Genomic DNA, 25,719 nt, shown 5'->3' with positions numbered 1-25,719 from the left:
TGAGAGTGGTTTGCTAACATTTTGCTAACATTGAGGTAAATTAACGGAGGCTTCTCATCAGTTCACTGAACTTTTGAGAGGCTTCTTTTTTCATTTCTTTCGTAACGTGGAGATACACATTCTTTGTAATTTGATCATCAGTGTGACCGAGCCGATCCATGATTTGTTCAAGCGAGACACCTGCCTCGGCTAAGAGAGACGTATGAGTATGCCTCAAAGAGTGTGGTGTTAAATTTGTGTTCAGTTCTGCGATAGTAAGAAGTCTCTTCATACGGTTTTGTATGGTTTTAATTACAATGGGATAACCATATTGTCTTTCCATTTTTGTAAAGATAAAATTCTTATTGTGATATTCGTTACCTAATTGCTTAATAATATGATCCTGAACTTCTTTGTGTTTCTTTAGTGCCTGAATCACTTATTCATCAACAACAATTTTTCGCCTGGACTTACGGGTTTTCGGTGGCACCAATTGATACTCCAAGGTATTATTATTAGGATTGTAATACGTCTTGGTAATACTTATCGTGTGGTTGTTGAAATCTACGTCCTTCCACTTGAGAGCAACTAGCTCACCAACTCTGATTCCAGTATAGGCTAATATCAAAAACACCAAGTAATCATGTTCAAGTCCATTATTTTTTGCTGTTTTTAAAAGCAAAGCGAGCTCTTCTTTTTCAAGATAATTTGGAACTTCCTCTTCTTCTAGCTGTTCAATCGTTTTCTTATCCTTTTTCACATAAGCAAATTCGGTAGGATCCTTCTTAATAAGCTCCAGTTCTAGTGCCTTTCGGAAAATCATTCTCCCTGTACGGTGAATTCCCTCCCTAGTACTATCAGAGTAACTTTTGTCCTTTAGATCGTTTAGAGCATCTTGATACATCTTTCTTGTAATGTCTTTTAATTTTAATTTAGAAAAATAGGGCAATAATTTTTCGATTTCATGGAGACGCACTCGAATGGTTCCGGGCTTTACATCTTTTGAATCACTATAGATGGGAAGCCACTCATTTGCAAAATCACTGAAGGTCTTATCTGTTTCCTCTAAATATGTTCCTTGGTTAATTTCATGAATCAGAGTGGCAGCAGCTTCTTCCGCTTCCTGTTTAGTATTGTACCCGCTTTTTACTTTTTGCTTTCTTTTGCCGGTTACCGAATCTAGTCCAATATCAACGGTGAAAGCCCACTTTGAACCACAAGTGCACTTTTTCTTTTTGCACTTACAGTTTCTCCTATAAAAATGTCCTTGCATTGGCATTTCTCACTTTCATATTTAATTTTTGTTGCTAAAATTTCATTATTTCCAATGAAAATAAGAAACATTCAATTCATAAATCAGGAAACTGTAGTGTATGGTATCTAAGGTTATTTTGTAGTTTGAGTAGAGTTGTAATGAACTTGGGAGATATAGAGATGTTGAGAGAAATGAATAACCCACCCTCTGTAATCTAAAGGGTGGGTTATAGTTATTACTTTATTTGCTAGACTCCTATTGGAGCCACTGCTCTTCCAATGTGAAAATTAACATAACTGATTGTTAAAAACAAATTTGCCGTTAGATTTTGTAACCTTATTAGATTGTAAAGTATGTATTAAGATGCGTAGCAGACTTATACTGCGAAATAAATATCTTCATTTTAGGTGACATATGAGAGAATGTAGTTAAGCTATTGGTAAAATAATTATAATCGCAGACACTAGATTATTCTTATAATTAAACTCAATATACGACATATAAAAAGTAGTGAAAAATATCACTACTTAAATCTTTTTTACGAGTTTAGTTAACTGTTTAAGTTTTTGTTCTTTAATGCTTCACGATCTGTTGCAGTAGGTGGCTGTTCTAGCCATCCGTTTTTAATCATGATATTGGCTCCATCCTCACCATATTTCAAGACTTCCAACGTTAATCTTGCATAATGTAAACCTATATCGCGTCTAGGACTTGTACCAATACTAGTTCCATAATGACTTGTGCTAGCAGCAGTCAAAGCAGCAGAATGGAACATGATTAACTTATCAGAGAATGTAAAATCTATGGATTCAGTAGCAAGTGTATTCCAAACCATTGGAGTTGGTAAACCAGATTCGCTTAATATAGACCCAAATATTTCAACATGTTTAGAAGCTATTTTAATCCCTTTTGATAAAAATTCTTTTACATCCTGGTCCTGAGCAACCTGCTGAAATCCAGTTAATAAAGCACGTCCTAAGTCGTTACGCTCAATGTTAAAAGATAAGTTCATAATCTCGACTGAAGTTAAAGGTCTTCTTTCTCCAAACCAGCCTGTTAGAAAACTATGTTTTGTAACAAAATCTACTTTGGTTGGTGTATTGATCTGTGCTGGTCTCACAAAAAGTCCCTTTTCTAACAAAACATCAACAGATTTGTCATATAGTTGGGAAGAACTTTGAATGGCTTTGATAAAGAAGTTACGTACATCTTTACGAGCAGAGGTCCCTAGAGCTAGGCTATATCCATTACCACCAATAAAGGCCATATTTTTAAGATAATAAAGATAAAATTCATCTGAAAACAATCTTGAAGCATTCTTATTAACGTCTTGTTTATGAAAACCAACAGGTATCGGGAATTTCTCTTTTTCAAATAGATCAGTTAAATAAAGTAGATGGTCTTGGGAGATCTTTAGAGCAAATTGTAATAAACCTTTAATATCATTATTATCTACATTCATTAAAAAATATTGGAGAACACAGTTTGCCATACTATCATTAATATAGGTCCCCCAAAGATGAGTCATTTCTGACGTAGTTAGCTTTATATCCCTCATGATAAATCCTCCAAATCCCGGTCATTTTTTTATTATTAACTTAGATTGGAAATTTATTATTTTTTTGTGTGGTTAGGTATTTTAGAAACAATAATAGTAATAGATTTACGGTCAAAAGACGATTGCTTTTAAATTGTTCGTCTTTCTTATTTGACCATTACTGTGCAGTTTTGTTAGCTTAATCAAAAATAGTGAATTTATTTTATTTACTTGTCTTGTGCAATTTTCTTTCTATTGGGTGCAAGAGGTGGTTGTTCCAGCCATTTATTTTGAACCATCAGATCAAACCATTGTTTTGTAAGGGTAAGATTTTTCAATATAATCTTTTCGTAAGTCATAGCAAGATCTGTTCTCATTGCAGTTGCTAAGCCTGCCCCTTGGTACATTTGTGAGGTTTGATACAAAAATCCCATGTGAAAAATCATTAACTTGTCCGAGAAAGGAGCCTCTTGGGCATTTGTTATTTCTGATTCCAGTGACATAGGGATAGGTAAGTTATCCCCATGTAGGATTTTACTTAGTGATTGAATCTGATTATCTGCAATGTCTCCTGACTTTTCTAAGAATTTTCTCGTTTCTGTTGATTGAGCAACTTGACTAAATCCAATGGAGAGCGTCTTTGCTAAGATAGATTTTTTTAAATTTAAAGAAAGACTAATGATTTCTGTCGCTGCTAAAGGTCTTTTGTCACTAAAAAAACCGTCAAGAAAGTTTTGTCCTGAAACGTACTGTGGGTTTTCTTCAGGATAAAAATATGGATCTCGTTGAAAATGTCCCAGCTCTAAAAGTAAGTCAGTCGTTTTATGATAAAGGTATTTTGCATCATTGTCGCAAGAATCATAAAAATTCCTTAAATCTTTACGTACCGAAGAAGCAAGAGCTGTGTTATGACCAATTAAGCCATGCATAGTCATAATGTGCAAATAATGTAGACAAAATATATCAGAGAAAAGCCGTTTGGTCCCTTTATTTAAGTCAGAATCTGTAAATCCATTTGGTACAGGAAAACCGTCTTTTTCGATAAAGGTGACAATCTGTTCCTTTTGTTTTGCAAAGATATGTATTGCCTCTTCCATAACTGTCTTAATCTTTTCGTTTTCAATTATTGTTACCATGTATTTATTTACAATATCAATGGCAGTACCATTCACATATGCTCCCCACAAAGTTCCCATTTCAGCAGACGTTAGTTTTATATTATCTATACCCAAAGCAAACACCTCTATAATTTAAAGTTATTTTTTACTATTATGTGTTTGTGTTGGAGGAATATTCCCGAGATGTAGGTAAGGGTTGTTTAGAAGGGGCAATCGCTTTAAGATTGAAGGGTTCGTATATTAAAGAAAAAGTAACAAAACAAAGTCATTTGCTGCGCAGAACAATGATACTGTGGGAAAATTACGGAGACGATTACGTTTTATTAAGTGATCGTCTCTTCTTCGTATTTGACGTATACTGTGTAAGAAATGTCCTCATCTTTTAGTTGAGTATATTGAAGCTAACGCAGTAAAGTTTAAAAAGAAAACAGACTAAATAATTAACACTGCTGCTTAGTCTGTGTCTTGTGGAATTTGATTATCTTTAGCTAGCCGTCTTATTAAGCTCATAAAAGATCTTATAAATAGGAAAATCAAGGATAAAGATGTATAAGTATGAAAACAAGTCCATGTTTTATAATTGACTAAGTTAGTTTTCCTCTCTATCCAATACTCCAAGACTGTCAAAGGAAGGCTAAAAATTAACAGGGTTTGAAGAATTATTCCCTTTAACTTTGATGAATAAGTTGTTTGGTTATACCAAAAAGAAGTTAAAGGAAATAAAAGATAATCATATATAACACTTATCCTGTAAACTTTGGGCAAAAGACGGACAGGATACTCAATCCACTTATTAGTAACTGCAACCATTGCAATGATACTAGAATGATACTAGATAAAAATCCGTTCATAAAAAATACTATAAACCAGTCCTTTTTCGGGACTCTTTAAGAAAGAAAAAGGTAGTTCAATTACTCCGAAAATGGCGAGTGAATATAATATAGTTTTTCTCTTTTTCTAAACATAGTTTACATCCCTCTTAACAAGTTCTTTATTGTGACCACTATTGTTATTTTTCTTGAGAAAGTTTTTTACGATCAGCAGATTGAGGTGGCTCTTCAAGCCAACCATTTTTTATCATTATATCAGCTCCACTTTTTCCTAATCTTGCAACCTCTAAGGAAAGTCTAAAATAGTCAGTTGCTAAATCCATCCTCATACTTACTGCAGCAGCCATTCCGTAATTCCCCAATCCAGAATTACTTATTAAAGTTGTAAGAAACATCATAATTTTATCCGAGAATGCTGGTGTTGTGGAATTTTTAACACTCGTATCCCACGACATTGGTGCCTGCATATCATTATCTACCAATGTTTTTCCAAACACCTTAATATGCTTTTGTGCAATTTGTTGTGCTCGGATCATAAACTCTCTTACTTCTTTTGACTGTGCCATTTGTGCAAAGCTTGTAGTTAACATACTACCAAGTAAATTAGTTTGAGTATTCATAAATAAATGAGATATTTCAATAGAGTTTAGTGGTCTCTTACTTGTAAAAGGGTTTAAACTGGCACTTAAGTATTCCTTCCCCTCTACAAATTCAACTTTTTCTGGGTAAGATATATATGGAGGTCTTACTAAAACTCCTTTTTGTAAGGAGATCTCAGTTGTTTTCTTGTATAAATTACTTGCAGAAACTAGACAATCTTGAAAGAACCCAACTACGTCTTCTCGAACTGCTAATGATAATGCACTACTATAAGTTACCATTCCTACCCTAGCCATTTGTCTTAAAAACAATAAAAAGAATGTATCTTCATATATTCGGGGAACATTGGGAAACACATCTTTTTCCTTAGAAAAACCAACTGGTATAGGGAAATTCTCAGTATTAAACACTTGAGTAACAAACCCAATGTTTTGCTCAGAGAGTGTTCTCGCCATTTGGATAATAGGTTTAATATCAGAATCCTCGTTTTTTGCTAAAAAATATTCAGTTATACATATGGATAAAGTATCGTTTTGATAAGTAGTCCAAAGAGTTGCAATCTCTGCTGATGTTAGCTTTATTTTAGAATGAGATGCCATTTGTGCCCTCCTACTTTAAATACTGATAAATTAATTTTGCCTCTAAATTTTAATTTTATTAAGGAAAAGAAGAAAGACGAAAGAAACAGATCCATTTGCTGTACAGTACAAGGATACTGGTAATAGATTAACCATCAAGAGACGATTGCTTTTAAAGTGGTCGCCTTTTCTTTTTGAGTAAATACTGCGCAGTAAATAATTTTTAATTTAGGTGACTTTGTAAAGCAATGTACTAAAGTTAATGAGCATTAATGTTAAAAAGTAGAAATCCAGTTTTAATTTTATTGTTTTGCTAAGAATAAGAAAAAATATAAGGGAAGTTTTTTTGAATGCATATTATTCTTTCAATTATTAGCATAATAGCCGCTTGGGTAAGAAAGGATTATAAGAACTGGAGAGAGTTTTATCCAACGATGCAATATATTGCAATTGGTAATTTAACGTATAATTTCTTATGTGCATCGCATTGGTTATGGAGACTCTCCCCTGATATAAAATGGTTTAATTATACCCTATTGGAAATGGCATACACATTTTTTGTTTTTCCATTTACTGCATTGATGTTTGTACAGTAACTCACTATCTCTTCACACGATATTCTCTCAATAAGCAGAAGAAAGCTTCTTTAGTCAGTGGAGTAATATTGACTCTGTTAGGAGTCATATATTCTACAATTCAAACTCAATACATAGTGAATAAATTACCTAAGAAATTAAAAGATTAACTATTTCCCTTGCATTCTAACTAGTTGTTGGTAGGCTTTTTTATATTTTCCACTCATCAAGGGTGGCAGGGATTAAAAATGGAAAAGCGAAATGGTCAGCTTAAAATGCTTATATAGATATGAATGTAAGATAGTCGATGTTAGATGAGTGATACTTTCTAATTGAACTACAGGGTTCCTTTGTTGATATATATTTCTCATTTATAACAGGAGTCCTTTCCTGCTACTGAAGTAAGTATGATTGTGGAACAATAAAAAACCCACATTTAGTTGAAAATCTTATATGCCTAATATACTCTAACATTTTGTTGTCTTTCCTAACTTATATAGTGGAGACAATTACTAATTGAACGTAAGAACTAATGGTTAATATGGATATTTATATCATGCAATGGAAATCTTATAAATATTGATAAATATAAAGGATGATTTCCGTTGTTAGATTCACGTATCGATCAGTTTGATCAGATAGTAAAAATGAGAAAAGATTCCACAGAAGCGTTAATGGATTATTGGATAGACTTCTCACTCTATACGACCTTGGAATATTGGTTTATGGTTGCTCTGCTTTTGGTACCATTACTAGTCTTATTCCTAAAAATTGATAAGAGTAAAATATTTTTAATCGGCTTTTTTGGTTATAGCTGTCACGTAATTTCTTTTTATATTAACTTGCTAGGGATTAATATGGGAATGTGGCACTATCCAATTCATCTATTTCCTTCAATACCTAGCTTCTCTATAGATGCAAGCCTAGTCCCCGTAACCTTAATGTTAATTTACCAGTGGTCTTTAAATAAGAAAAAAAATTATTACTTATACGCGTTAATTTTCACCATGTTTTTTTCATTTGTTTTTGAGCCGATTATAGTCTCTATGGGTTTATTTAAATTGTATGGAGATGTAAACTACCTATTTCGATTTATTAATTATGCATTAATAGCAATAATTGCAAAATTGATAACAGATGCATTCTTATGGATTCAAGAAATGTATAGAAAATCACACTAAAATGTTTGCGTTTTAGTCGTAATATGATTTCATATTATCTTATCAACATTAAGTGCTTTTCTACAAAGAATAGATTTTTCTTCTTCAACTAAACTCCCTTTGTTAGCGCAAGAAGTTGTTTAAATAACAGGGGCTTAAATTGAACAAGACCTGTCATTTTTAACAGGATCTTTTTGCTGCGCAGTACAAGGATACTATTCAATAAATGCTCGAGTTTAATATAAGAGAAAAATCTTATCTGACCAAAGAAAAGAGCCGTGATTTCTGGTGTGAAATCAACGGCTTTTTTCATTCTGTATTTGACTGTTAATTCAAGTGCTAATTTACATTTTTTCAGCCTCAACAGAACGGTTTTTTATTTATATCAGTTTGTCTCTTTTGCTTAGTGTTATAAACCTATTAAAATTGTTTTGTTAATTTTAAATTCAAATATTAAGTGACAATGTACCTTTCCCTAATAAGTGAATACGATAAATTCATAAAGTAAGAAGGGATTGAAGAAAATGTACAATGATCCATATATGAATGCATACCAATATCCTAATTATGTTCCAAAATATCATTATTACAATCAGTCAATAAATTGGACTCATCATCATATAAACGGATATTATCCAGGTAGGTCTTCCAACATGTTAACAGACTATGGACCAAACCCATTTGTCATAAATATTAATGAGGCCACAAAACAAAACAATACATTTCGTACTGCTTTATGGACTGGGGCACAATTTCAAATAACTTTAATGAGTTTAAATCCGGGGGAAGACATTGGTTTAGAAATGCATCCTGATGTTGACCAATTCTTACGTTTAGAACAAGGGCGAGGAATTGTTCAAATGGGAAAAACTAAAGACAACTTAAGCTTTCAAAGGTATGTCTATGATGACTCAGCAATCGTGATACCTGCTGGAACTTGGCATAACCTAACCAATACAGGAAGTACTCCACTAAAACTTTACTCGATTTATGCTCCTCCTAACCATCCATTTGGGACAGTTCATGTAACGAAAACTGATGCAATGGCTGCGGAAGAGGGTCAAAGTCATATCAATGGAAATACAGTTATTTTTGGTAGGACTCCTGATGATTGGATAAGATACACGGAATTCCTGGTAAATGAAGGATTAGAGGATGTTAAAAGAGGAATAAATGTTACACATATTCTTCAAGAATTTATTCTAATGGGAGTTCTTGTAGGTAAAGGGTATTCTCCTGAAAAGGCATATGAAACAGTAGAAGAATGGGAACGTACAGGGGAATCCAAACTTCTTCAACAAAGCAAGAATATGTAGAAATAAAGTAAAGGCGTATATTTATTAGAAAGAACTAATTCAAAAAATGTTGTGGTTTGCCAGCTGGTGAACCCCTTCTTTGTTAGTTCATATCTCCTAGTCATAATTAAAGTTACTTTTACAATACATGCTCATTAAGGGATTAATAACATATATTGGAGGTGACTATATTTATAGGAGTGATTTCTTTGTATAAATACAATCCTTATCATATGTATCCATATAGGAGTTACCCAAACTACGGAATGTACTTTACTCAAGGAACTTTCAATAGTACCTTTAATAAAGATCCTGTTATGTTTAGACCTGATACTAATAGAGTGCCTAATTCGAACAACACTAAAACAAGCTTTACTAAAGAGGAAGCAGCAGCAATAGCTTTGCTATTAGATATTGACTTTAGAAAGACTAAATTTGATTTAAACGAGTTTTGGATAGGAGTCAATACTGAACTTGAACATGGAAGGAAATATAATCAGACAAATGTAACTGCGGATGATCCTATTACTACTGGGAAAATTGCATTAGCTCATCTCAGCGAATTTCCCGATTATTATAAAAGATTGAAAGTACTTGAAGAAGAAGCAAAAGCATATTGGAACAAATGACATACGATTTTAAAGATGAGGATTAATGAAGAAACGGTAAATATATTCAAGCTTTTGCACATTCTAGCAAAAGCAGATCTTTGAAATTTCTCACATAGATCAATATAAAGAAACTCCCCAACAGCATAAGACGTGTGGGGAATTTTTTTAATTTACCTATATATCATTATTGAAAGATAAGGTTTCTAGTCACCAACCAAGTTTGAATTTCTGCACAGCATATCATTCAAATGTTAATGGCTTGCAGGTCTTTTTCATAAAGACAATCATAAATTATTATGAGGGATAACATGGATGGTGATAGGAATGCATGAAATGTCACTAATGTCAGAAATTATTCAATTAGTTTCGGAAGATGCAACTGCAAGAGGGTTTAAAAAAGTGAATAAGATTGAAGTAATTGTTGGTGAATTATCCAATGTACTGCCTGATGCACTAGAGTTAGCGTTTATGTATTTCCAAAAACAGCAATGCAGTGTAATTGATGAAGATACAAAGTTACATATTATACGTGAAGTGGCAAAAGCACGATGCCAAACATGCAAATGTGAATTCTATCCTGACTATAAGATTGCACTATGTCCAGAGTGTGAACTTCCTAGCAGTTTACTTATAAGTGGTGAAACTTTCAGAGTTGAATCTTATGAAGGATGTGATGAATACAATGAAAATTAAGCTAGAAGCAGATGTGTTAAAGGATAATAACTTAGCTGCTACTTATAATAGAGGAACATTTAAGATGAATAATACATTGGTCATTAACATTATGAGTTCTCCTGGTGCTGGGAAAACCACTCTTCTAGAACAAACAATAAAAGCATTGCGTCATGATTTTAAAATTGCAGTAATAGAAGGTGACTTAGCTACAGAGCGGGATGCGGAACGTTTGCGATCTTTAGGGATACAAACCATTCAGATTAATACAGTTGGGGGCTGTCATCTAGACGCAAGGATGATTGCTAAAACATTACCAGAATTCGAATTAGGAGATATTGATATTCTCTTTATTGAGAACATAGGGAATCTAGTATGTCCATCCGGTTATGATTTAGGACAAGATCATAAAGTCGTAATATTAAGTGTTCCAGAAGGAAATGATAAAATCCCGAAATATCCAGTTATGTTCAGGCGAACTGATCTAACACTAATTAATAAGGTCGATCTTCTCCCATTTGTCTCATTTAATGTGGAAGAAGCAAAAAAGGACTTAGAATCTATTAATCCAAGCGCACAGATGAAAGTTTTGTCTGCAAAAACAGGCGAAGGTCTTGAAGGTTGGATCGATTGGATAAAGGAAGCGTATATTCGATGTATAAAGCACTAAGTATTATGGTAACAGGAAGGGTACAAGGGGTGGGCTTTCGACCATTTGTATATTCTCTTGCCAAAAAGTTTCATTTAACTGGAACCGTTCAGAATAATCTTGATCATGTCATTTTAATCATGGAAGGAGAGAAAGAGAATCTAGTAAGAGCCTTAAAAGAACTAAAGGATTCTCCACCGCCGCTATCAAAAATCAAAAATATAACCGTAAATGAAATTCCACCTGTCTATTCTGAAGAATTTACAATCATTCTAAGCAAGAAAATAGAGGCTTACTCCTTACCTTGGGTATCAGCTGATGCAGCCATTTGTGAGTTGTGTTTGGAAGAAATGAACGATCCTTTTAATCGGCGATATAATTATCCTTTTATTAACTGTACACAATGTGGTCCACGCTATACGATCATTCAGTCTTTACCTTATGATCGACCAAATACAACGATGAGTGAATTTATGATGTGTAAACAGTGCTATGAAGAATATGAAAACCCCTTGAACCGGAGACATCATGCACAGCCTATATGTTGTTCTCTTTGTGGGCCAACCATTTCTCTAAACAACACAAAGGGAGAATTGGTAACTCAAGACGAGGAAGCACTTATAGAAACAGGTGAACTCATTAGCAGTGGACATATTATTGGAATAAAAGGAATCGGCGGTTTTCATATAGCGTGTGATGCTCTACAAGAGAGGGCTGTAGAAGAAATAAGAATAAGAAAGAACCGCCCTAGCAGACCACTGGCAATTATGGTAAGAGATCTAGAAGTTGTAAAAAAGTATTGTTATTTATCTAAAGAAGAAGTGGAAATGCTAACTAGTTCAGTAATGCCTATCGTAGTGTTACAGAAAAGAAAGGAATGTAATCTTCCGGAAATGCTATCACCAGGATTATCAACGGTTGGGATCATGCTACCTTATACACCATTACATCATAGATTATTTAAAACAAGTAGTCTGGAATGTATGGTTATGACCAGTGCAAACCCTTCAGGATTACCGATCCTATACAAAGATGAATCTTTACACGCTCTTGAACGATTATGTGATTATATATTAACTCATAACCGTGATATTTACCTTCCGATTGATGATTCTGTTGTACAGTTTAGTCATGAAAATATGCTGTATTTTAGACGAGCCAGAGGGTTTGTGCCAGACCCTTTTCAAACAAAATCAGAAGTTGATGGAATCATTGCTTTTGGAGGAAATCAAAAAAATACATTTGCAATTGGAAAGCAACAGGACATCGTGATTAGTGCTCATATTGGTGACCTTGAAAATGAAGAAATGATTCAATTTTTTAAGAACCAACTACATCACTATCAAACATGGTTAGATGTAGAAGTGAAACATATAGCAGTTGATAAACATCCTCTGTACGCATCAGCAACACTTGTAAAAGAATATGATTGTAACGTTATACCTATTCAGCATCACCATGCGCATCTTGTATCCTGTATGGAGGATAACGGGATAGCAGATCCTTGTATCGGAATTATTTTAGATGGAACAGGGTATGGAGATGATGGAAACCTTTGGGGTTTTGAGTTTTTATACGGCAACGCTCAGTCCTTTGAGCGTCTTGGTCATTTGGAATATACTCCGCTTCCAGGTGGAGAAAAAGCTGTCAAAGAAACATGGAGAAATGCAGTTGGAATGTTGCACTATTATTGGCAAGAAGAGGGGATAGCAATGGCAATAAAACTATTTCCTGAAAAAGAAAATGAAATCAACATCATAAAGAGGATGATTGAAAAACAAATTCATATACCAATGGCGGGTACATGTGGAAGAGTATTTGATGTGGTTAGTGCTATTTTAGGTATTTGTTTATCTTCCTCCTATGAAGGAGAAGCAGCTATTACATTATCAGATCAAATGATAAATGAAATGGAACATTCAGAACAGATTTATCCATTTCAAATAAAAACAAATAAAGAGAATTTGCTTCAACTTAACCTTTCCCCGATGATCTATCAAATCATCCAAGATAAATTAAACAATCGTTGTATCACCAAAATCATTCAAACTTTTCATCAAACAATTGTTTCATGCTGTGTAGAGATGATAACAAGATTAGTAGAATTAAAACCACATATGAACAGGACGGTTATGTTGTCTGGAGGCACGTTTCAAAATATTTATTTAACGAAAGAGATCAAAGCAAAGTTTCAAGGTAAAGGTTTTGTCGTTAAAACACATAAAAACGTACCCTGTCATGATGGTGGGTTATCATTAGGACAAATCATTATAGCTTCTCATTTTATTGATAAAAAGTAAGGTGGTGTATAGCTTTGTGCTTAGGAGTACCAGCAAAGGTAATAAAGATTGAGGATGAGGCAGCTCTAGTGGATGTGATGGGTTCTAGAATGTATGTAGGTATTTTATTTGTTCCGGATGTAAAGGAAGGTGACTATGTATTGCTTCATGCTGGACAGGCGATGACAGTAGTAGACGAAAAATATGCTCATGAAAGCATTGAAGAATGGAGGAATGTTTTAAATGGAAAGGATGGAAGCCTTTTCTGATCCGGTTTTAGCTCGTCAGTCACTAGAAGCAGTGATGGAAGTAGCAGACAAATTTAAAAAGGTACATGGAAGAATACCAGTATTAATGGAAGTGTGTGGATCGCATACGATGGCTTTTGCAAAGTCAGGTATAAAAACTAGATTAAAAGATTATGTTAAGCTGATTGCTGGTCCCGGATGTCCCGTGTGTGTGACAGACCAAAAATCAATTGATAGCATGATTCAGTTAGCGGAAGGGTCCAATAGGATCCTATGTACATTTGGCGATATGATGCGTGTACCTGGATCTCGGGATAGTCTTATGAAATCAAAAACGGATGGTAAAGACATTCGAGTGATCTATTCGCCATTAGATAGTGTAAAAATTGCAGAGGAAAATCCTGATAAAGAAGTGATTTTCTTAGGGATTGGGTTTGAAACGACGATTCCAATTTTAACCCTTGCCATTCGTGAAGCAGAAAGAAAAGAATTGAAGAATTATAGTATATGGATGACAACTAAATTAGTAGAGCCAGTAATGAGAGCCCTTCTCGAATCAGGAGAGGTGAAACTAGATGGCTTTATTTTACCTGGTCATGTTTCGGTCGTATTAGGTAAGAGGAGCTTTGAGTTTTTAGTAGAGGATTATCAAATCTCTGGTGTTATTACAGGATTTGAATCTGTTGAATTACTAAGTGGCATATATAAATTACTACAGCTTCTACTTGAGAATAAGCGTGATGTATTAAATAACTATACATATGTTGTAAAGGATGAAGGTAATCTTCTTGCTCAAAAATTACTAGAGCAATATTTACAACCATATGATGAGGATTGGAGAGGAATGAGTACGATTTCGAACAGTGGGCTTGTCCTTAAAGAAGAATACGCCCAATTTGATGCTAGGAAAAAGTTTAAAGTATCTGTAGGAGAGCCGAGAAAAACAAAATGTCGTTGTGGTGAAATTATAAGAGGATTAGTCACTCCTGAAGAGTGCGTTTTGTTTAATAAAGGGTGTACACCAACTAACCCAATTGGACCTTGTATGGTTTCAACGGAAGGAACTTGTGCGGCTCATTATCAATACATGAGAGGGGAATAGACTTGAAACAGAAAATTGGCTTGGCTCATGGAGAGGGTGGTGAACTTACTCACCAACTTATTCAAGATGTCTTCGTTAAGTCTTTTGGTCATGAAATACAAACGAAATTAGATTCAGCTATTCTACCAAGTCTACAAAATAATATGGCCGTGACAACGGATAGTTTTGTTGTAAAGCCTATCTTCTTTCCTGGAGGTAACATTGGGAAGCTTGCGATAACGGGGACAGTAAATGATCTAGCTGTTAGTGGAGCTATCCCACGTTTTATAACAGCAGGATTCATTCTTGAAGAAGGGTTTGCTGTCCAAAACTTAAAGAGTATTGTCCAAAGTATGGCAGAAGAAGCAAGCCAAGCGGGTGTTCATATTATTGCTGGAGATACAAAAGTAGTCGAAAAGGGTAGTGTAGATGGCATATTTATTAATACAACAGGCATTGGGGAGATGAATGAGAAGAACCGTCCGAAACCAGAATGGATGAAAAATGGTGATGCTGTCATCATTAGTGGAACAATAGGAGATCATGGTATTTCAATAGTTAGTGCTCGAAATGAGCTAGGGTTGATGACAGATGTTAAAAGTGATTGTGCGTCACTAAATCATCTTATTGGTGAGCTTACAAATGAAGTTGATGGTATTCGGATCATGAGAGATCCTACAAGAGGTGGTTTAGCTACTACTCTTGTCGAGATATGTGAAGACTTCCAAGTAACGATTGAACTAGAAGAAGCTTCTATTCCTGTCCGGAGGGATGTTCAGGGAGCATGTGATATTTTAGGGTTTGATCCTCTTTATATCGCGAATGAGGGAAAAGTAGTGATCATTGTAGACTCAAACTTTGTAGAAAAAGCTATAGACATCATGAGACAAAATGAATTTGGAAGAAATACTAGTGTGATAGGTCAAGTCTCTACAAAGGGCTCAGGAAAACTGTTATTAAAGACTCCTTTTGGTACCACTCGCAGGTTACAACGACTCTCTGGAATGCTTTTGCCAAGAATATGTTAATTTTTCATGGGTTGACGCATAGGATATGAGGAATCTGCGTTAAGGAGAGGAAGTCATGAACAACACAGAGTTAATCAGATTACAGCTGAATCACCTTATTACTCAAGCACGCCATGATTTATATACACTTTCTAGAACGAGTGATCACTATATGAAACAACAAATTTTACAACGCTTATGGGATGCACTTTCTTCCATTCATTTTCTAAGTGAGCTGTTGGCTAATCAAGCAACAAAACATTTGACACCAGTACAAATGCTACAACCAAATCCAAATCAACCACAAATCCCACCCATTACTCCATTGCCAAATCAGCAAACCCTACCGAACAATCAACGAACTTTTACAATAGAAGAATTAACAAAATTTGATGGGAAAAATGGTAGACCTGCTTATGTTTCTGTAAATGGAGTCGTTTATGATGTGACGAACAATCGAGCATGGGCAGCAGCGACCCATTTTGGTTTGATTGCAGGAAAGGACTATACACAAGAATTCGCTTCCTGTCATGCCGGGCAACAATCCATTTTAACGATGTTACCAGTTGTAGGGAGGTTAGTTTAATGAGCCAGCCGATACTACCACCAGAGTCATTAACGAATGAGGCAATTGCTGAAAGACTTACCAAAACAGTTATTAGCAATATAGATAGAGGACTAATTAAGAAAAGGAACTTAGTATACTTAGAATTAAATGGGTGCTCTGGAAATATAATTTCATTGTTAAATGGCGACAATCCTGATATTGAATATACATTAAATTCAATGGTTAATCTCCGTTACAGTAATAGTCTAATGGCAGCCGAAGGAGAACAAGCTGTTAACAAACTAATGAATGCTTTAGATGAAGATTACATTTTGGCTGTTGAGGGAGCGGTCGCATTAAAAAATAATGGACTCTACAATATTATCGGTAGCTGGAATGGAGCCCCACTTACAGGTCTTCAAGCAGCCAAAATGCTTGGAGAAAAAGCATCAAGCATTTTAGCTGTCGGTGCATGTGCAACACATGGGGGCGTTTCTGCCGCTAAACCCAATCCATCAGAGTCAGTAGGTTTACAAACAGTTCTTCCAGAGAAGAAGATGATTAAACTACCGGGTTGTCCTGTTCATCCAGACTGGTTTTTAGGAACACTCGCTCACCTTATCCTTTATGGAGAACCTGAAACAGATAATTTAGGTCGTCCACTTATGTTTTATAGTACCCTCATTCATGATCGATGCCCAAGAAGACCGTTTTTTGACCGAGGAATTTTTGCTGAAAAATTAGGAGATAAAACATGTTTATTTAAGCTTGGATGCCGGGGTCCAGTAACAAGAATTGATTGTCCAACTAGACAATGGAATGGTCATGTCAATTGGCCAATCGGTGATAATACTCCATGCATTGGCTGTGCCCAATTTGGTTTTCCAGATGCAATGGCACCATTTATTAGCTATGACACAACAAGGGTGGTGAAGGATGAGTAAACGAATTGTGATTAACCCATTAACACGAATTAGTGGCTTTATGGAAATTGATGTGACGGTAGAAAATAATCAAGTGGTAGATGCCAAAACAAAAGGAAATTTATTTAGAGGTTTTGAACAAATGTTAATTGGAAGAAGTCCATTTGATTCCGTATATTTTACCCAACGTATATGTGGAATTTGCTCAGCCGCACACTCGATGGCATCTTCTTTAGCATTAGAGGATGCCTTGAATATTGAGCCAATGGAACAAGGGAAGTATTTAAGAGATATTATCCATTGCTGTGAGTTCCTTCAAAATCATATTCGCCATTTTTATCAATATACAGTTCCTGATTTCGTGAAAATTGATCAAAATCCATTATTTCAAACAGATCATGAAGATTTCCGATTGCCAAAGGAGATGAATGATCGGATTGCCAAGCATTACTTTGAATCTCTTACAATCAGTAGACTTGCTCATCAAATGTTAGCCGTTCTAGGAGGAAAAGCCCCTCATAATCATGGAGTCTTTATCGGTGGAATTACGACTCAGGCAACAGCAGAAAAGGTTGTACATTTGGATTCAATTTTACAGAAAGTATCCACGTTTATTGATGAAAAAATGATTCCAGACGTATATGACATTGCTCGATATTATCAAGAATACTTTCAATTAGGTAGTGGGTACGGGAACTTACTCTCGTATGGATCTTTTGACAATTACAAAGAGCTAGGTACATTATATGTTGATCCACTTGTATCGACAGCTAATGGATTAGAGGAGTTTGATGAAAATAATATACAAGAAAAAATTGATTACTCGTATTTTACATCAATGGAAAATACGTATTCACCAAGTGAAATTGTACCAGAGCCAAATATGGATAAGAAAGATGCCTATTCATGGGTAAAAGCCCCAAGATACAATGGGCTTCCTTTTGAGGTTGGGCCGTTGGCAAGATTAACATTAAGTGGATTATATAATAATGGCATTTCTGCAATGGATCGAACGATTGCTAGAGCCCTAGAAGCAAAGAAAATTGCAGAGATAATGAAAGTATTACTCCAGCAAATCATACCGGGAGTAGATGTGCAAAAAAAATATGAACTTCCGGAATCTGCATTTGGAAGGGGGCTAGTCGATACGACGAGAGGTGCCTTAGGTCATTGGCTTAAGATTGCAGATAAGAAGATCTCATTTTATCAAATTATTACTCCTTCCACATGGGATTTTTCGACTCGTGATGAAAACGGCTATAGAGGAACTGCCGAAGAAGCATTAATCGGTACACCAATCCAAAATTCAGATAAACCTGCAGAAATTGGAAGGATTCTTCGTTCATTTGATCCATGTATGTCATGTGCGACTCATGTATACACTCCGGGAAATCAAGTGAAAACAATAAAGGTGTTTTAATGGAGAAAATAATTGTTTTAGGTATTGGCAATCGACTTATGATGGATGATGGGATTGGTATTTATTTAATTGAGGAACTATCTATGCAAAATCGAACATCAAATAGTTCTTTTTTAATTGGGGAATCGGATATTGATTATTGCATGGAGAAAATAATGGAAGCTACCCTTGTCATTATTGTGGATGCAGTATTCTCAGGAGACACACCAGGGGAAATTTCGGTTTATCCACTAGCTGAATTGCATCAACACCAAGAATTAGATATTTCCCCACATAATTTTCATCTGTTTCAACTATTGTACCTACAGAGAGAATCTATAAAGGGTTATCTTATAGGAGTGGAGCCTAATGAGATAAGGTTCAATATTGGATTGAGTAAAACTCTAAAGGAGAAATGGACTATAATTTTACAAGATGTATCAGAGACTATTGAGAGATTGATTGGGGAGAATTGATTATCTTAGAAATATACTAAAAATATATCGAAAAAATTGCTCTGGCAGAAGTTGGTTAAATACAAAAGAGAGCAAAATACGCTCATTTTGCTCTTAATCTTTCTTTTCTCTCTGTTTTCGCATTAGGCTACTAAACAAATCAGAAGCTTTCCTCTTCATTTCAGATGTTACATGAAGATAAATTGTTCTAGTTGTCTTCTCATCACTATGGCCTAAACGTTCCATGATCTCTTCTATATCCACGCCTGCTTCAGCAAGAAGGGATGTGTGTGTATGGCGTAAAGAATGGGGATTATACTTTTTTGACTGAATTTCTAGGTGTTTTAAAATTCTAGCCATTCTAGTTCTAACAAGTTTTGTGAGAATAGGATAGCCGGGATAGCGGTTAAAATTTGCAAATATATAGCCTCTGTCACGATAGGAGTCTCCAAATTTAGTTATTAATTTCTCTTGTTCTTTTTTATGTTTTTTTAGCAGGTTAATAACAACGTCATCCACTACAATTTTACGTTTTGATTTGATTGTCTTTGGAAGTACTAGTTTGTAGTTTTTTGTGTTGTTTTTGTCATTTGAGTAGGTTTTAGTAATACTTATTGTCAAAGGGGTATATAAGCACCATAGATAATTTAGGAATAACCCTAAAAGTACTAGACTTCTTTTACCCGGTGACAATTAGAATGCTAACATTATGCTAACGCAATCCAATGAAAAAATGTTAAAACCCGTTAAATATATTACAGTGAAAATTTAACAAAACCCTGATTTTCCGCACTCTACGTACACAATGTTAAAGATATTACACACTCTCACCTTACGGGCGGAATTGATGTAGGGCCAATAGTTAATTGGTCACTCAGGACGTTACAACAGGACGTCGCAGTTTTAGTCCGAATCCGCTTACAGACTTTCTGTGTAAGGGCTTTTGAATACAAATAAACGGAGGCATCTCATGAGTTCACTGAACTTTTTGAGATGCCTCTTTTAATGGTTTATTGTGTATTTATCATGCCATACAGACAGCATTCGCATAAGATATAATCTGATTTCTTCCCTGTTCTTTTGCTTTGTATAAGGCCTTATCTGCTTTAACAATCAAGTGTTCCATACTCATATCAATAGAGGGAATAACCGTTGCTATACCTCCACTAATGGTGATATAGTCACTAATTGTGGACTGTTTATGTTTAATTTTTAGTCTTCTGATTAATTGCATCATTTTATTCACTACCGTTCCTGCATCAGTACTTGTCGTATGAGGCAGGATGGCAATAAATTCTTCTCCGCCATATCTTGCTACCATGTCCCTTGGTCGCCCAACAGCTGAAGCTAACGCCATTGCTACTTGTTTTAGACATTCATCTCCTTCAGTATGACCATAGTAATCATTATAGTTTTTAAAGAAGTCAATATCGATTAAAATGACCGTAATCGAGTCTCCCTCTCTCATGGCACTCTTCCATTCCTTTTCGAAATGCTCGTTAAACTTTCTTCGGTTTGGTATTTGTGTTAAACCATCTATATAGGACAAGTTTTCTAACTTCAGATTTGCCTCTTCCAATGCTAGTGTCTGTTGGACAATTTTCTGCTTTTGCTCGTGTAATTGAATAAATACTCGAACTTTGCTAATGAGAATTTCAGGGATGATCGGTTTCATCAAATAGTCTACTGCACCCGCATCGTAAGCTTTAAAAATATATTTGTCTTCTTTGCTGATTGCAGTTACAAAAATAATTGGGATATATTTTGTACGTTCACTACTTTTCATAATTTCAGCGACTTCAAAACCATCCATTTCCGGCATTTGTACATCTAGGAGAACTAATGCAATTTCGTGCTCGAGCATGATACTTAATGCTTCATTCCCTGAATCAGCTTTTAGTAGATTGATATCTAAATCCTCTAAGAGGGCTTCCATCGCAGTAATATTTTCTTTAAGGTCATCTACAACTAGTATGTTACATTTACTTTTAGCAAACATAAAATCAATATTCACCGCCTAATCCATGTTGTTACATAAACTTTTTTTGATACAATCGATTTCGTTCATTAATCGTTTGAAATAAATTATGGTATGTGGAGAACCGCATATCCTCTTTTGAACCGAGTCCAAGAAATCCCCCCGTACACAAGCTATCTGAAAATAGCTTAATCGCATGGTCCTGAAGCTCTTGTTCAAAATAGATAAAAACATTTCGACATGTAATTAAATTCATCTCTCCAAAAACATGATCAGTCACTAGGTTATGTCCTGCGAACACAATGTTTTTCTTGAGTTCATTTTTCACACTTGCATAATTATATTTCACCGTGAAGTAATCATCAAAATGCCCTTTTCCTCCGGCATTTTGATAATTCTCACTAAATTTCTCTATCATGTTAGCGGGATAAATTCCTTCTCTGGCTTTTATTAGTACACCTTCATTTATATCGGTGCCATAAATAATCGTACGATCTAATAAACCTTCTTCGTGTAAAAGAATCGCTAGTGAATACACTTCTTCACCTGTGGAGCAGCCAGCAGACCATATTTTTATAAAAGGATAGGTTTTTAAAACTGGTACGATCTCATTTCTTATACTCTTGTAGAATGGAGGATTTCTGAACATCTCCGTCACATTAATGGAAAGATATTTTAGAAAGATCAAAAACGTATCTGAGTCATATAGCACTTTATATTGAAGCTCTGATACACTCTGACAGTTTGTCTTTTCTATAATTTCATGAATACGTCGAAAGACATGGGTATTGGAATACTTCCTGAAGTCATAACCGTACTTTATATGAATGGCTTCTAGCAATAAATGAATTTCGATTTTTTCGTTTTCTGACATATTCAAATCATACTTATTCATCGTTGTAGCCACACCTTCATTAAGGAAAGAAGTTGATCCGTATCAACTGGCTTTGCCATATAATCATTTGCACCGGCATCTAAGCATTTTTGTCTGTCACCTTTCATGGCCTTTGCTGTAAGAGCAATAATTGGTAGTTTTTCGTATGCTTGATAGGAACGGATGTGTCTCATCGTTTCATATCCATCCATTTCAGGCATCATAATATCCATTAAAATCATATCGATAGGTGAGCTCTCTTTTAATTTTTGGATACCATCCTTTCCATTTCTACCTACGATTACATTCATATTATGGCTCTCTAACACACTTGTTAAGGCAAACACATTTCTCATATCATCATCGACAACGAGGATGGTTTTATTAGCCAGTAATGCCCCTTGGCTCGTATACTTTTGTTTTGCTTCACTTGTTTTTAAGGCTTTATCTTCAATGTGATGCAAAAATAGGTTAATCTCGTTCATTAATCTCTTTGACGATTGGTCACTTTGAATGATGATACTATCTACATATTTTCTTAGTTCTTCTTCTTTAGAAGACATCATTTCTTTGCTGAATGATATAACAGGTATATAGGAAGTATTAGAATCCCTTTTCATCCTTTTTATAAAACGAATGACTTCTTCTTGATCAAGCAGATTATCTAGTAAAATACTACCTATCTTTTGCTGTTGAACGAGCTCAGAGGCTTCTTTTAAACTGCTTGTACTAATAAACGAAATGTTTTCTTGCGCTAGCTGCTTACTAAGTGACTGGTCTTTTAATGAGTCATAAAGATGAAGCACTAGCTTATCCCCTTCGGATTTTCCTTTTATGCTGGTCATAATTTTTTCAAAAAGGGTCTCAGATTTTTGAGCGGTGACCGGTTTTGTGATATAACCAATAGCCCCATTTTCAAAACCCTTACCAGGTGAGTCCATAGAAGACACGAAGTGAACAGGGATCTTTCTAGTTTTCTCATTCTCATTGAGTTGTTTCATAACCTCCCACCCGTCAATGCCAGGGAGTTTAATATCAAGAATAATCGCATCTGGTGTAAAGTTTCTAGCCAGTTCTATTCCTTTTTCACCTTCAAGAGAGCTGATGCATTTAAAGCCTTTCTTTTTCGCCATATCACTAATGACCTTTACAAAATTTGGGTCGTCATCAATGATTAGCAATAGTTTATTTCTCACCGTCTCTATTGGCGTTTCATTTTCAGTTACAACAGTCTTTTGAGTAGGAAGAGGCGTAACGAACGACGATTTTGCTTTGTTCTCTCTATTTTCAGGGATCACAAGGGTGAAGGCACTTCCTTGGTTTACTTTACTAGTTACTTGAATCTCTCCACCTAAAAGCTTGGCAAATTTATCAGAGATCGATAAACCTAAGCCTGTACCTCCGTATTTACGGTTGGTCGTCCCATCTACTTGACTGAACTCCTTAAAAATTAATCCCTGTTTATCCTCTGGAATACCAATTCCTGTGTCACGGACAGAGAACGCAATGCTGTCCATATCCTTCTTATATACCTGTACAGAAACGGACCCCGCGTGTGTAAACTTAAATGCATTCGACAATAGGTTTTTAATGATTTGTTTCAGTCTCTGGGAATCAGTAAGTAGATTTGAAGGTAGACCCTCTTCTAGATCAACGATAAATTCTACCCCTTTGGCTACTGCCACTTCTTTAAAAGACATCCTTAAGTCTTCAATAAAATGTCGCAAGTTAACGTTTTCTATATGAACATCCATCATCCCAGCTTCTACTTTTGCTAAATCTAAGATTTCGTTAATTAAATCTAATAAATCATGAGCTGCTTTAAAGATTGTTTCTGAGTATTCCATTTCCTTTTCTGATAATCTCTTTTGTTTATTGTCGAACAAAATCTTAGAAAGAATGATAATACTATTTAAAGGTGTACGTAATTCATGGGACATATTTGCTAAAAACTCAGATTTATATTGATTTGCTCTTTCTAAGTTCTCTGCCTTTTCTTCAAGTAATTTCTTTGTTCTGTAAAGCTCTTCATTTTTTTCATTTAACTCATCTCTTTGTTTTTCTACATCAATTGTTTGAGCCTTTAACTCTTCGTTTATATTTTCGAGCTCTTGTTGTTTTGTTTCTAAAAGTGATTCTGATTTTCTTAGCTCACGTGTTTGTTGCTCAAGCTCTTTATTCATTTGCTCAATTTCTGTATTGTTATGAACGAGTACTTCTTGCTGTTTCTGTAATTCTTCTGTTAGCTTTCTACTTTCTTCTAATAATCGCTCGTTTTCTTCATTTGCTTGGTGAGAAGTAATTGTTAAGGCAATTGACTCTCCAATACTAGTAAAGTATTCAATATGGCTGTCCATAAATGTATCTAGTGTTCCTAATACAATGACAGCCTTTGTCTCACCGTTATATACACACGGTACGATAATGATCTCTTTTGGTTTCACTTGAAGAAGTCCCGTATGAATGACAAGGTGATTGTCAGGAACTTCGTGTATTACCTTCAAGTTTTTATCTTCCGCAACTTGTCCAATTAATCCTTCCCCAAGCTGAAAGCTCTCTACCACATGGTCATTTGAATGGGCAAACCTTCCTGTTAGTCGTAACGTATTATGATTATCGGCTACATATAAAATCCCAATAGTAGCATTTACATGAGATGCTAAGTTTTTAATGATTTTATCTGCGGAATCAGATAACCTTTTTGCATCTTGAATCGCACTTGTTAGCTTTACCTTACCTTCACGAATATAGCTTTCGTTATTCGTAATTTGAATTAATTCCTGCAATACCTTCGTGATATCATGAAGGGCATCTGTTACTTCAAAAAAGTTATTCGTATGCTCTAGTTTTTCTAGCTGAATTTTATCTATTAACACGGTGTGCTGACCAACACTTAACGAATTCGAATGCTCTTGCAGCTTTTGGATTTCTGAATAAATAAATTGTGCAATATCTCGCTGTGATTCATTTAATTTATATAGATCGTTACAAACTCTACCTAATTCATCAATCGTAATCATACTGAGGTCTACCGAAAGGTCACCCTCAGACATTTTTTGTATGGAGTCCTGAATTTTCTTTAGGCTTTTTTTATTCGAGTAGTTAAATAGGTTGATTGATAAGATTACCACTGCAATTAATCCGATGGTAATCGGAACAAAATGGGAAAGAACTTCATCTAATGGAACCATATCCTGGTATAGCTCAAATATTAAATAGGTTAACACAACGAAAGTGGCCATGAATATTCCTACGACCATAAGAATTGTCTTTTTGATCAGACTAAATTCTTTGTATTCCTTTGCTTCAATTACAGTAGTAGATAAAGTGGGACTCTCCAATACTTCAGACATTAGTCTTTCTGTAATAAAGTAGTTATTAATAAAGTTAACTAAGGCAGATTGAAAGAATGCCGCAATGGCTGCAATATACGTAATGGCTTCGATTGGAACATACATACTCGTGTAAAAAATCACAATGGCTATTCCATATGTCCACCTTAGTATTGAGCCATAAGCTTCTCTTTGTGGTTGCTTCAAAAGAGTTAATTTAATCTGAGATCGTTCCGACTCGCTTAGTGTCTTATTAGACAAAATAAGCTTGAACGGCTTATAAAGTCCATAATATCTCATAATTAAACCGTGAATAAATGTAACAACCACTGCAATAGCTAGTCCAATCGCAGAGTATTGTAGTTTTTCACCTAACAATTCCCCGTGAAAGAATACGACATAGGTTGCGAGCGGAATTAAAAAAATGTATGAAATACCTTCTATTAAAAGGATAGATTTTATATAAAGTTTTTTCGCTTGATCCATTATTAGCCTCCAAAATAAATGAGATAAGTGCATTAATTAAAAGTACCATAGTTTCTTCACTTGAAACATGATAATTCCTTTATAATTGGCTTCCTTATTTCACCAAATTAAATAGGGACGGTAATCATGTTGTACTCTGCAACACAATCACCGTCCCCTGGGTCAAAAAACGAATCAAAGTAGGTTTCTATCTTTAGGTAATAAGTCTCTATCCATATCTTCATTCCTTCCTCTTCCAACGCGGCTCCAAT

22 protein-coding genes and 1 pseudogene are annotated in these 25,719 nt (G+C 35.0%); 14 read left to right on the top strand and 9 right to left on the bottom strand.

What is annotated here, in order from left to right; translation table 11 throughout:
• Positions 1–40: 40 nt before the first annotated feature.
• The 5 genes and pseudogenes from G4D63_RS20620 to G4D63_RS20605 form a co-directional block, all read right to left on the bottom strand.
• Positions 41–1,252: pseudogene (locus G4D63_RS20620) on the bottom strand (site-specific integrase).
• Positions 1,253–1,784: 532 nt separating this feature from the next.
• Positions 1,785–2,792, bottom strand: coding sequence for a DUF3231 family protein (locus G4D63_RS20615; protein WP_163181946.1), 1,008 nt, complete (start codon positions 2,790–2,792; stop codon positions 1,785–1,787).
• Positions 2,793–2,998: 206 nt separating this feature from the next.
• A complete protein-coding gene (locus G4D63_RS20610) occupies positions 2,999–4,003 on the bottom strand; it encodes a DUF3231 family protein (protein ID WP_163181945.1) in 1,005 nt (334 codons plus the stop codon).
• A gap of 339 nt (positions 4,004–4,342) precedes the next feature.
• Positions 4,343–4,705 carry a CBO0543 family protein gene (locus tag G4D63_RS22515; protein ID WP_420837838.1) on the bottom strand — a complete coding sequence of 121 codons (363 nt, stop codon included), beginning with the start codon at positions 4,703–4,705 and terminating at the stop codon, positions 4,343–4,345.
• Between the two features lie 193 nt (positions 4,706–4,898).
• Positions 4,899–5,918 carry a DUF3231 family protein gene (locus G4D63_RS20605; protein ID WP_163181944.1) on the bottom strand — a complete coding sequence of 340 codons (1,020 nt, stop codon included), beginning with the start codon at positions 5,916–5,918 and terminating at the stop codon, positions 4,899–4,901.
• A gap of 329 nt (positions 5,919–6,247) precedes the next feature.
• Between G4D63_RS20605 and G4D63_RS20600 the strand changes: the two genes are divergently transcribed.
• The 14 genes from G4D63_RS20600 to G4D63_RS20535 all read left to right on the top strand — a co-directional run bounded on the left by G4D63_RS20600 (position 6,248) and on the right by G4D63_RS20535 (position 18,819).
• The gene (locus G4D63_RS20600; RefSeq protein ID WP_163181943.1) at positions 6,248–6,493 is read left to right on the top strand and encodes a hypothetical protein; all 246 of its coding nucleotides are present in this window, start codon (positions 6,248–6,250) and stop codon (positions 6,491–6,493) included.
• Positions 6,494–7,077: 584 nt separating this feature from the next.
• Positions 7,078–7,653 (top strand): CBO0543 family protein, encoded by a 576-nt coding sequence (locus tag G4D63_RS20595; protein WP_163181942.1) that lies wholly within the window; start codon positions 7,078–7,080, stop codon positions 7,651–7,653.
• Between the two features lie 503 nt (positions 7,654–8,156).
• Positions 8,157–8,948, top strand: coding sequence for a cupin domain-containing protein (locus G4D63_RS20590; RefSeq protein ID WP_163181941.1), 792 nt, complete (start codon positions 8,157–8,159; stop codon positions 8,946–8,948).
• Between the two features lie 188 nt (positions 8,949–9,136).
• Positions 9,137–9,556 (top strand): DUF5661 family protein, encoded by a 420-nt coding sequence (locus tag G4D63_RS21980; RefSeq protein WP_239586038.1) that lies wholly within the window; start codon positions 9,137–9,139, stop codon positions 9,554–9,556.
• 294 nt (positions 9,557–9,850) lie between these two features.
• Complete coding sequence (locus tag G4D63_RS20580) at positions 9,851–10,231, top strand: hydrogenase maturation nickel metallochaperone HypA/HybF (RefSeq protein WP_239586037.1); 381 nt, start codon at positions 9,851–9,853, stop codon at positions 10,229–10,231.
• Positions 10,221–10,880 carry a hydrogenase nickel incorporation protein HypB gene (hypB, locus tag G4D63_RS20575; RefSeq protein WP_163181940.1) on the top strand — a complete coding sequence of 220 codons (660 nt, stop codon included), beginning with the start codon at positions 10,221–10,223 and terminating at the stop codon, positions 10,878–10,880. Before G4D63_RS20580 ends, hypB begins: the two co-directional genes overlap by 11 nt.
• A complete protein-coding gene (hypF, locus tag G4D63_RS20570; protein ID WP_163181939.1) occupies positions 10,865–13,159 on the top strand; it encodes a carbamoyltransferase HypF in 2,295 nt (764 codons plus the stop codon). Before hypB ends, hypF begins: the two co-directional genes overlap by 16 nt.
• A 14-nt stretch (positions 13,160–13,173) precedes the next feature.
• Positions 13,174–13,407 carry a HypC/HybG/HupF family hydrogenase formation chaperone gene (locus tag G4D63_RS20565; protein WP_163181938.1) on the top strand — a complete coding sequence of 78 codons (234 nt, stop codon included), beginning with the start codon at positions 13,174–13,176 and terminating at the stop codon, positions 13,405–13,407.
• A complete protein-coding gene (gene hypD, locus G4D63_RS20560; RefSeq protein ID WP_163181937.1) occupies positions 13,382–14,488 on the top strand; it encodes a hydrogenase formation protein HypD in 1,107 nt (368 codons plus the stop codon). Before G4D63_RS20565 ends, hypD begins: the two co-directional genes overlap by 26 nt.
• A gap of 2 nt (positions 14,489–14,490) precedes the next feature.
• A complete protein-coding gene (gene hypE / locus G4D63_RS20555) occupies positions 14,491–15,495 on the top strand; it encodes a hydrogenase expression/formation protein HypE (RefSeq protein ID WP_163181936.1) in 1,005 nt (334 codons plus the stop codon).
• A gap of 55 nt (positions 15,496–15,550) precedes the next feature.
• Positions 15,551–16,060 (top strand): cytochrome b5 domain-containing protein, encoded by a 510-nt coding sequence (locus G4D63_RS20550; RefSeq protein WP_163181935.1) that lies wholly within the window; start codon positions 15,551–15,553, stop codon positions 16,058–16,060.
• The gene (locus tag G4D63_RS20545; protein WP_163181934.1) at positions 16,060–16,965 is read left to right on the top strand and encodes a hydrogenase small subunit; all 906 of its coding nucleotides are present in this window, start codon (positions 16,060–16,062) and stop codon (positions 16,963–16,965) included. Before G4D63_RS20550 ends, G4D63_RS20545 begins: the two co-directional genes overlap by 1 nt.
• Positions 16,958–18,364, top strand: a complete 1,407-nt coding sequence (locus G4D63_RS20540) for a nickel-dependent hydrogenase large subunit (protein ID WP_163181933.1) — start codon at positions 16,958–16,960, stop codon at positions 18,362–18,364. The genes G4D63_RS20545 and G4D63_RS20540 overlap by 8 nt, the downstream gene beginning before the upstream one ends.
• Positions 18,364–18,819, top strand: a complete 456-nt coding sequence (locus G4D63_RS20535; protein ID WP_163181932.1) for a hydrogenase maturation protease — start codon at positions 18,364–18,366, stop codon at positions 18,817–18,819. Before G4D63_RS20540 ends, G4D63_RS20535 begins: the two co-directional genes overlap by 1 nt.
• Positions 18,820–18,912: 93 nt before the next feature.
• Here G4D63_RS20535 and G4D63_RS20530 read toward each other — a convergent pair whose 3' ends face one another.
• From G4D63_RS20530 to G4D63_RS20515, 4 genes are all read right to left on the bottom strand, one after another.
• Positions 18,913–19,419, bottom strand: a complete 507-nt coding sequence (locus G4D63_RS20530) for a site-specific integrase (protein ID WP_163181931.1) — start codon at positions 19,417–19,419, stop codon at positions 18,913–18,915.
• A gap of 403 nt (positions 19,420–19,822) precedes the next feature.
• A complete protein-coding gene (locus G4D63_RS20525; protein WP_204559218.1) occupies positions 19,823–20,812 on the bottom strand; it encodes a diguanylate cyclase domain-containing protein in 990 nt (329 codons plus the stop codon).
• Positions 20,813–20,828: 16 nt separating this feature from the next.
• Entirely contained in the window at positions 20,829–21,671 is an 843-nt protein-coding gene (locus tag G4D63_RS20520; protein WP_239586036.1) for a CheR family methyltransferase, read from the bottom strand.
• Positions 21,668–25,468 (bottom strand): response regulator, encoded by a 3,801-nt coding sequence (locus tag G4D63_RS20515; protein ID WP_163181930.1) that lies wholly within the window; start codon positions 25,466–25,468, stop codon positions 21,668–21,670. Before G4D63_RS20515 ends, G4D63_RS20520 begins: the two co-directional genes overlap by 4 nt.
• Positions 25,469–25,719: the final 251 nt, after the last annotated feature.

This window comes from Bacillus mesophilus (genome assembly GCF_011008845.1).
Taxonomy (GTDB): Bacteria; Bacillota; Bacilli; order Bacillales; family SA4; genus Bacillus_BS; species Bacillus_BS mesophilus.
The sequence above is the reverse complement of the archived record's forward strand: the minus strand, read 5'-3'. Positions and strand labels throughout refer to the sequence as shown.

Excerpts from the sequence above, each read along its gene's own strand:
- G4D63_RS20540 (WP_163181933.1), top strand. The coding sequence starts at position 16,958 with ATGAGTAAACGAATTGTGATTAACCCATTAACACGAATTAGTGGCTTT.
- G4D63_RS20550 (WP_163181935.1), top strand. The coding sequence starts at position 15,551 with ATGAACAACACAGAGTTAATCAGATTACAGCTGAATCACCTTATTACT.
- G4D63_RS20535 (WP_163181932.1), top strand. The coding sequence starts at position 18,364 with ATGGAGAAAATAATTGTTTTAGGTATTGGCAATCGACTTATGATGGAT.
- hypB (WP_163181940.1), top strand. The coding sequence starts at position 10,221 with ATGAAAATTAAGCTAGAAGCAGATGTGTTAAAGGATAATAACTTAGCT.
- G4D63_RS20515 (WP_163181930.1), bottom strand. The coding sequence starts at position 25,468 with ATGGATCAAGCGAAAAAACTTTATATAAAATCTATCCTTTTAATAGAA.
- G4D63_RS20590 (WP_163181941.1), top strand. The coding sequence starts at position 8,157 with ATGTACAATGATCCATATATGAATGCATACCAATATCCTAATTATGTT.
- G4D63_RS20615 (WP_163181946.1), bottom strand. The coding sequence starts at position 2,792 with ATGAGGGATATAAAGCTAACTACGTCAGAAATGACTCATCTTTGGGGG.
- hypF (WP_163181939.1), top strand. The coding sequence starts at position 10,865 with ATGTATAAAGCACTAAGTATTATGGTAACAGGAAGGGTACAAGGGGTG.
- G4D63_RS20545 (WP_163181934.1), top strand. The coding sequence starts at position 16,060 with ATGAGCCAGCCGATACTACCACCAGAGTCATTAACGAATGAGGCAATT.
- G4D63_RS20580 (WP_239586037.1), top strand. The coding sequence starts at position 9,851 with ATGGTGATAGGAATGCATGAAATGTCACTAATGTCAGAAATTATTCAA.
- hypD (WP_163181937.1), top strand. The coding sequence starts at position 13,382 with ATGGAAAGGATGGAAGCCTTTTCTGATCCGGTTTTAGCTCGTCAGTCA.
- G4D63_RS20520 (WP_239586036.1), bottom strand. The coding sequence starts at position 21,671 with ATGAATAAGTATGATTTGAATATGTCAGAAAACGAAAAAATCGAAATT.
- G4D63_RS20605 (WP_163181944.1), bottom strand. The coding sequence starts at position 5,918 with ATGGCATCTCATTCTAAAATAAAGCTAACATCAGCAGAGATTGCAACT.
- G4D63_RS20600 (WP_163181943.1), top strand. The coding sequence starts at position 6,248 with ATGCATATTATTCTTTCAATTATTAGCATAATAGCCGCTTGGGTAAGA.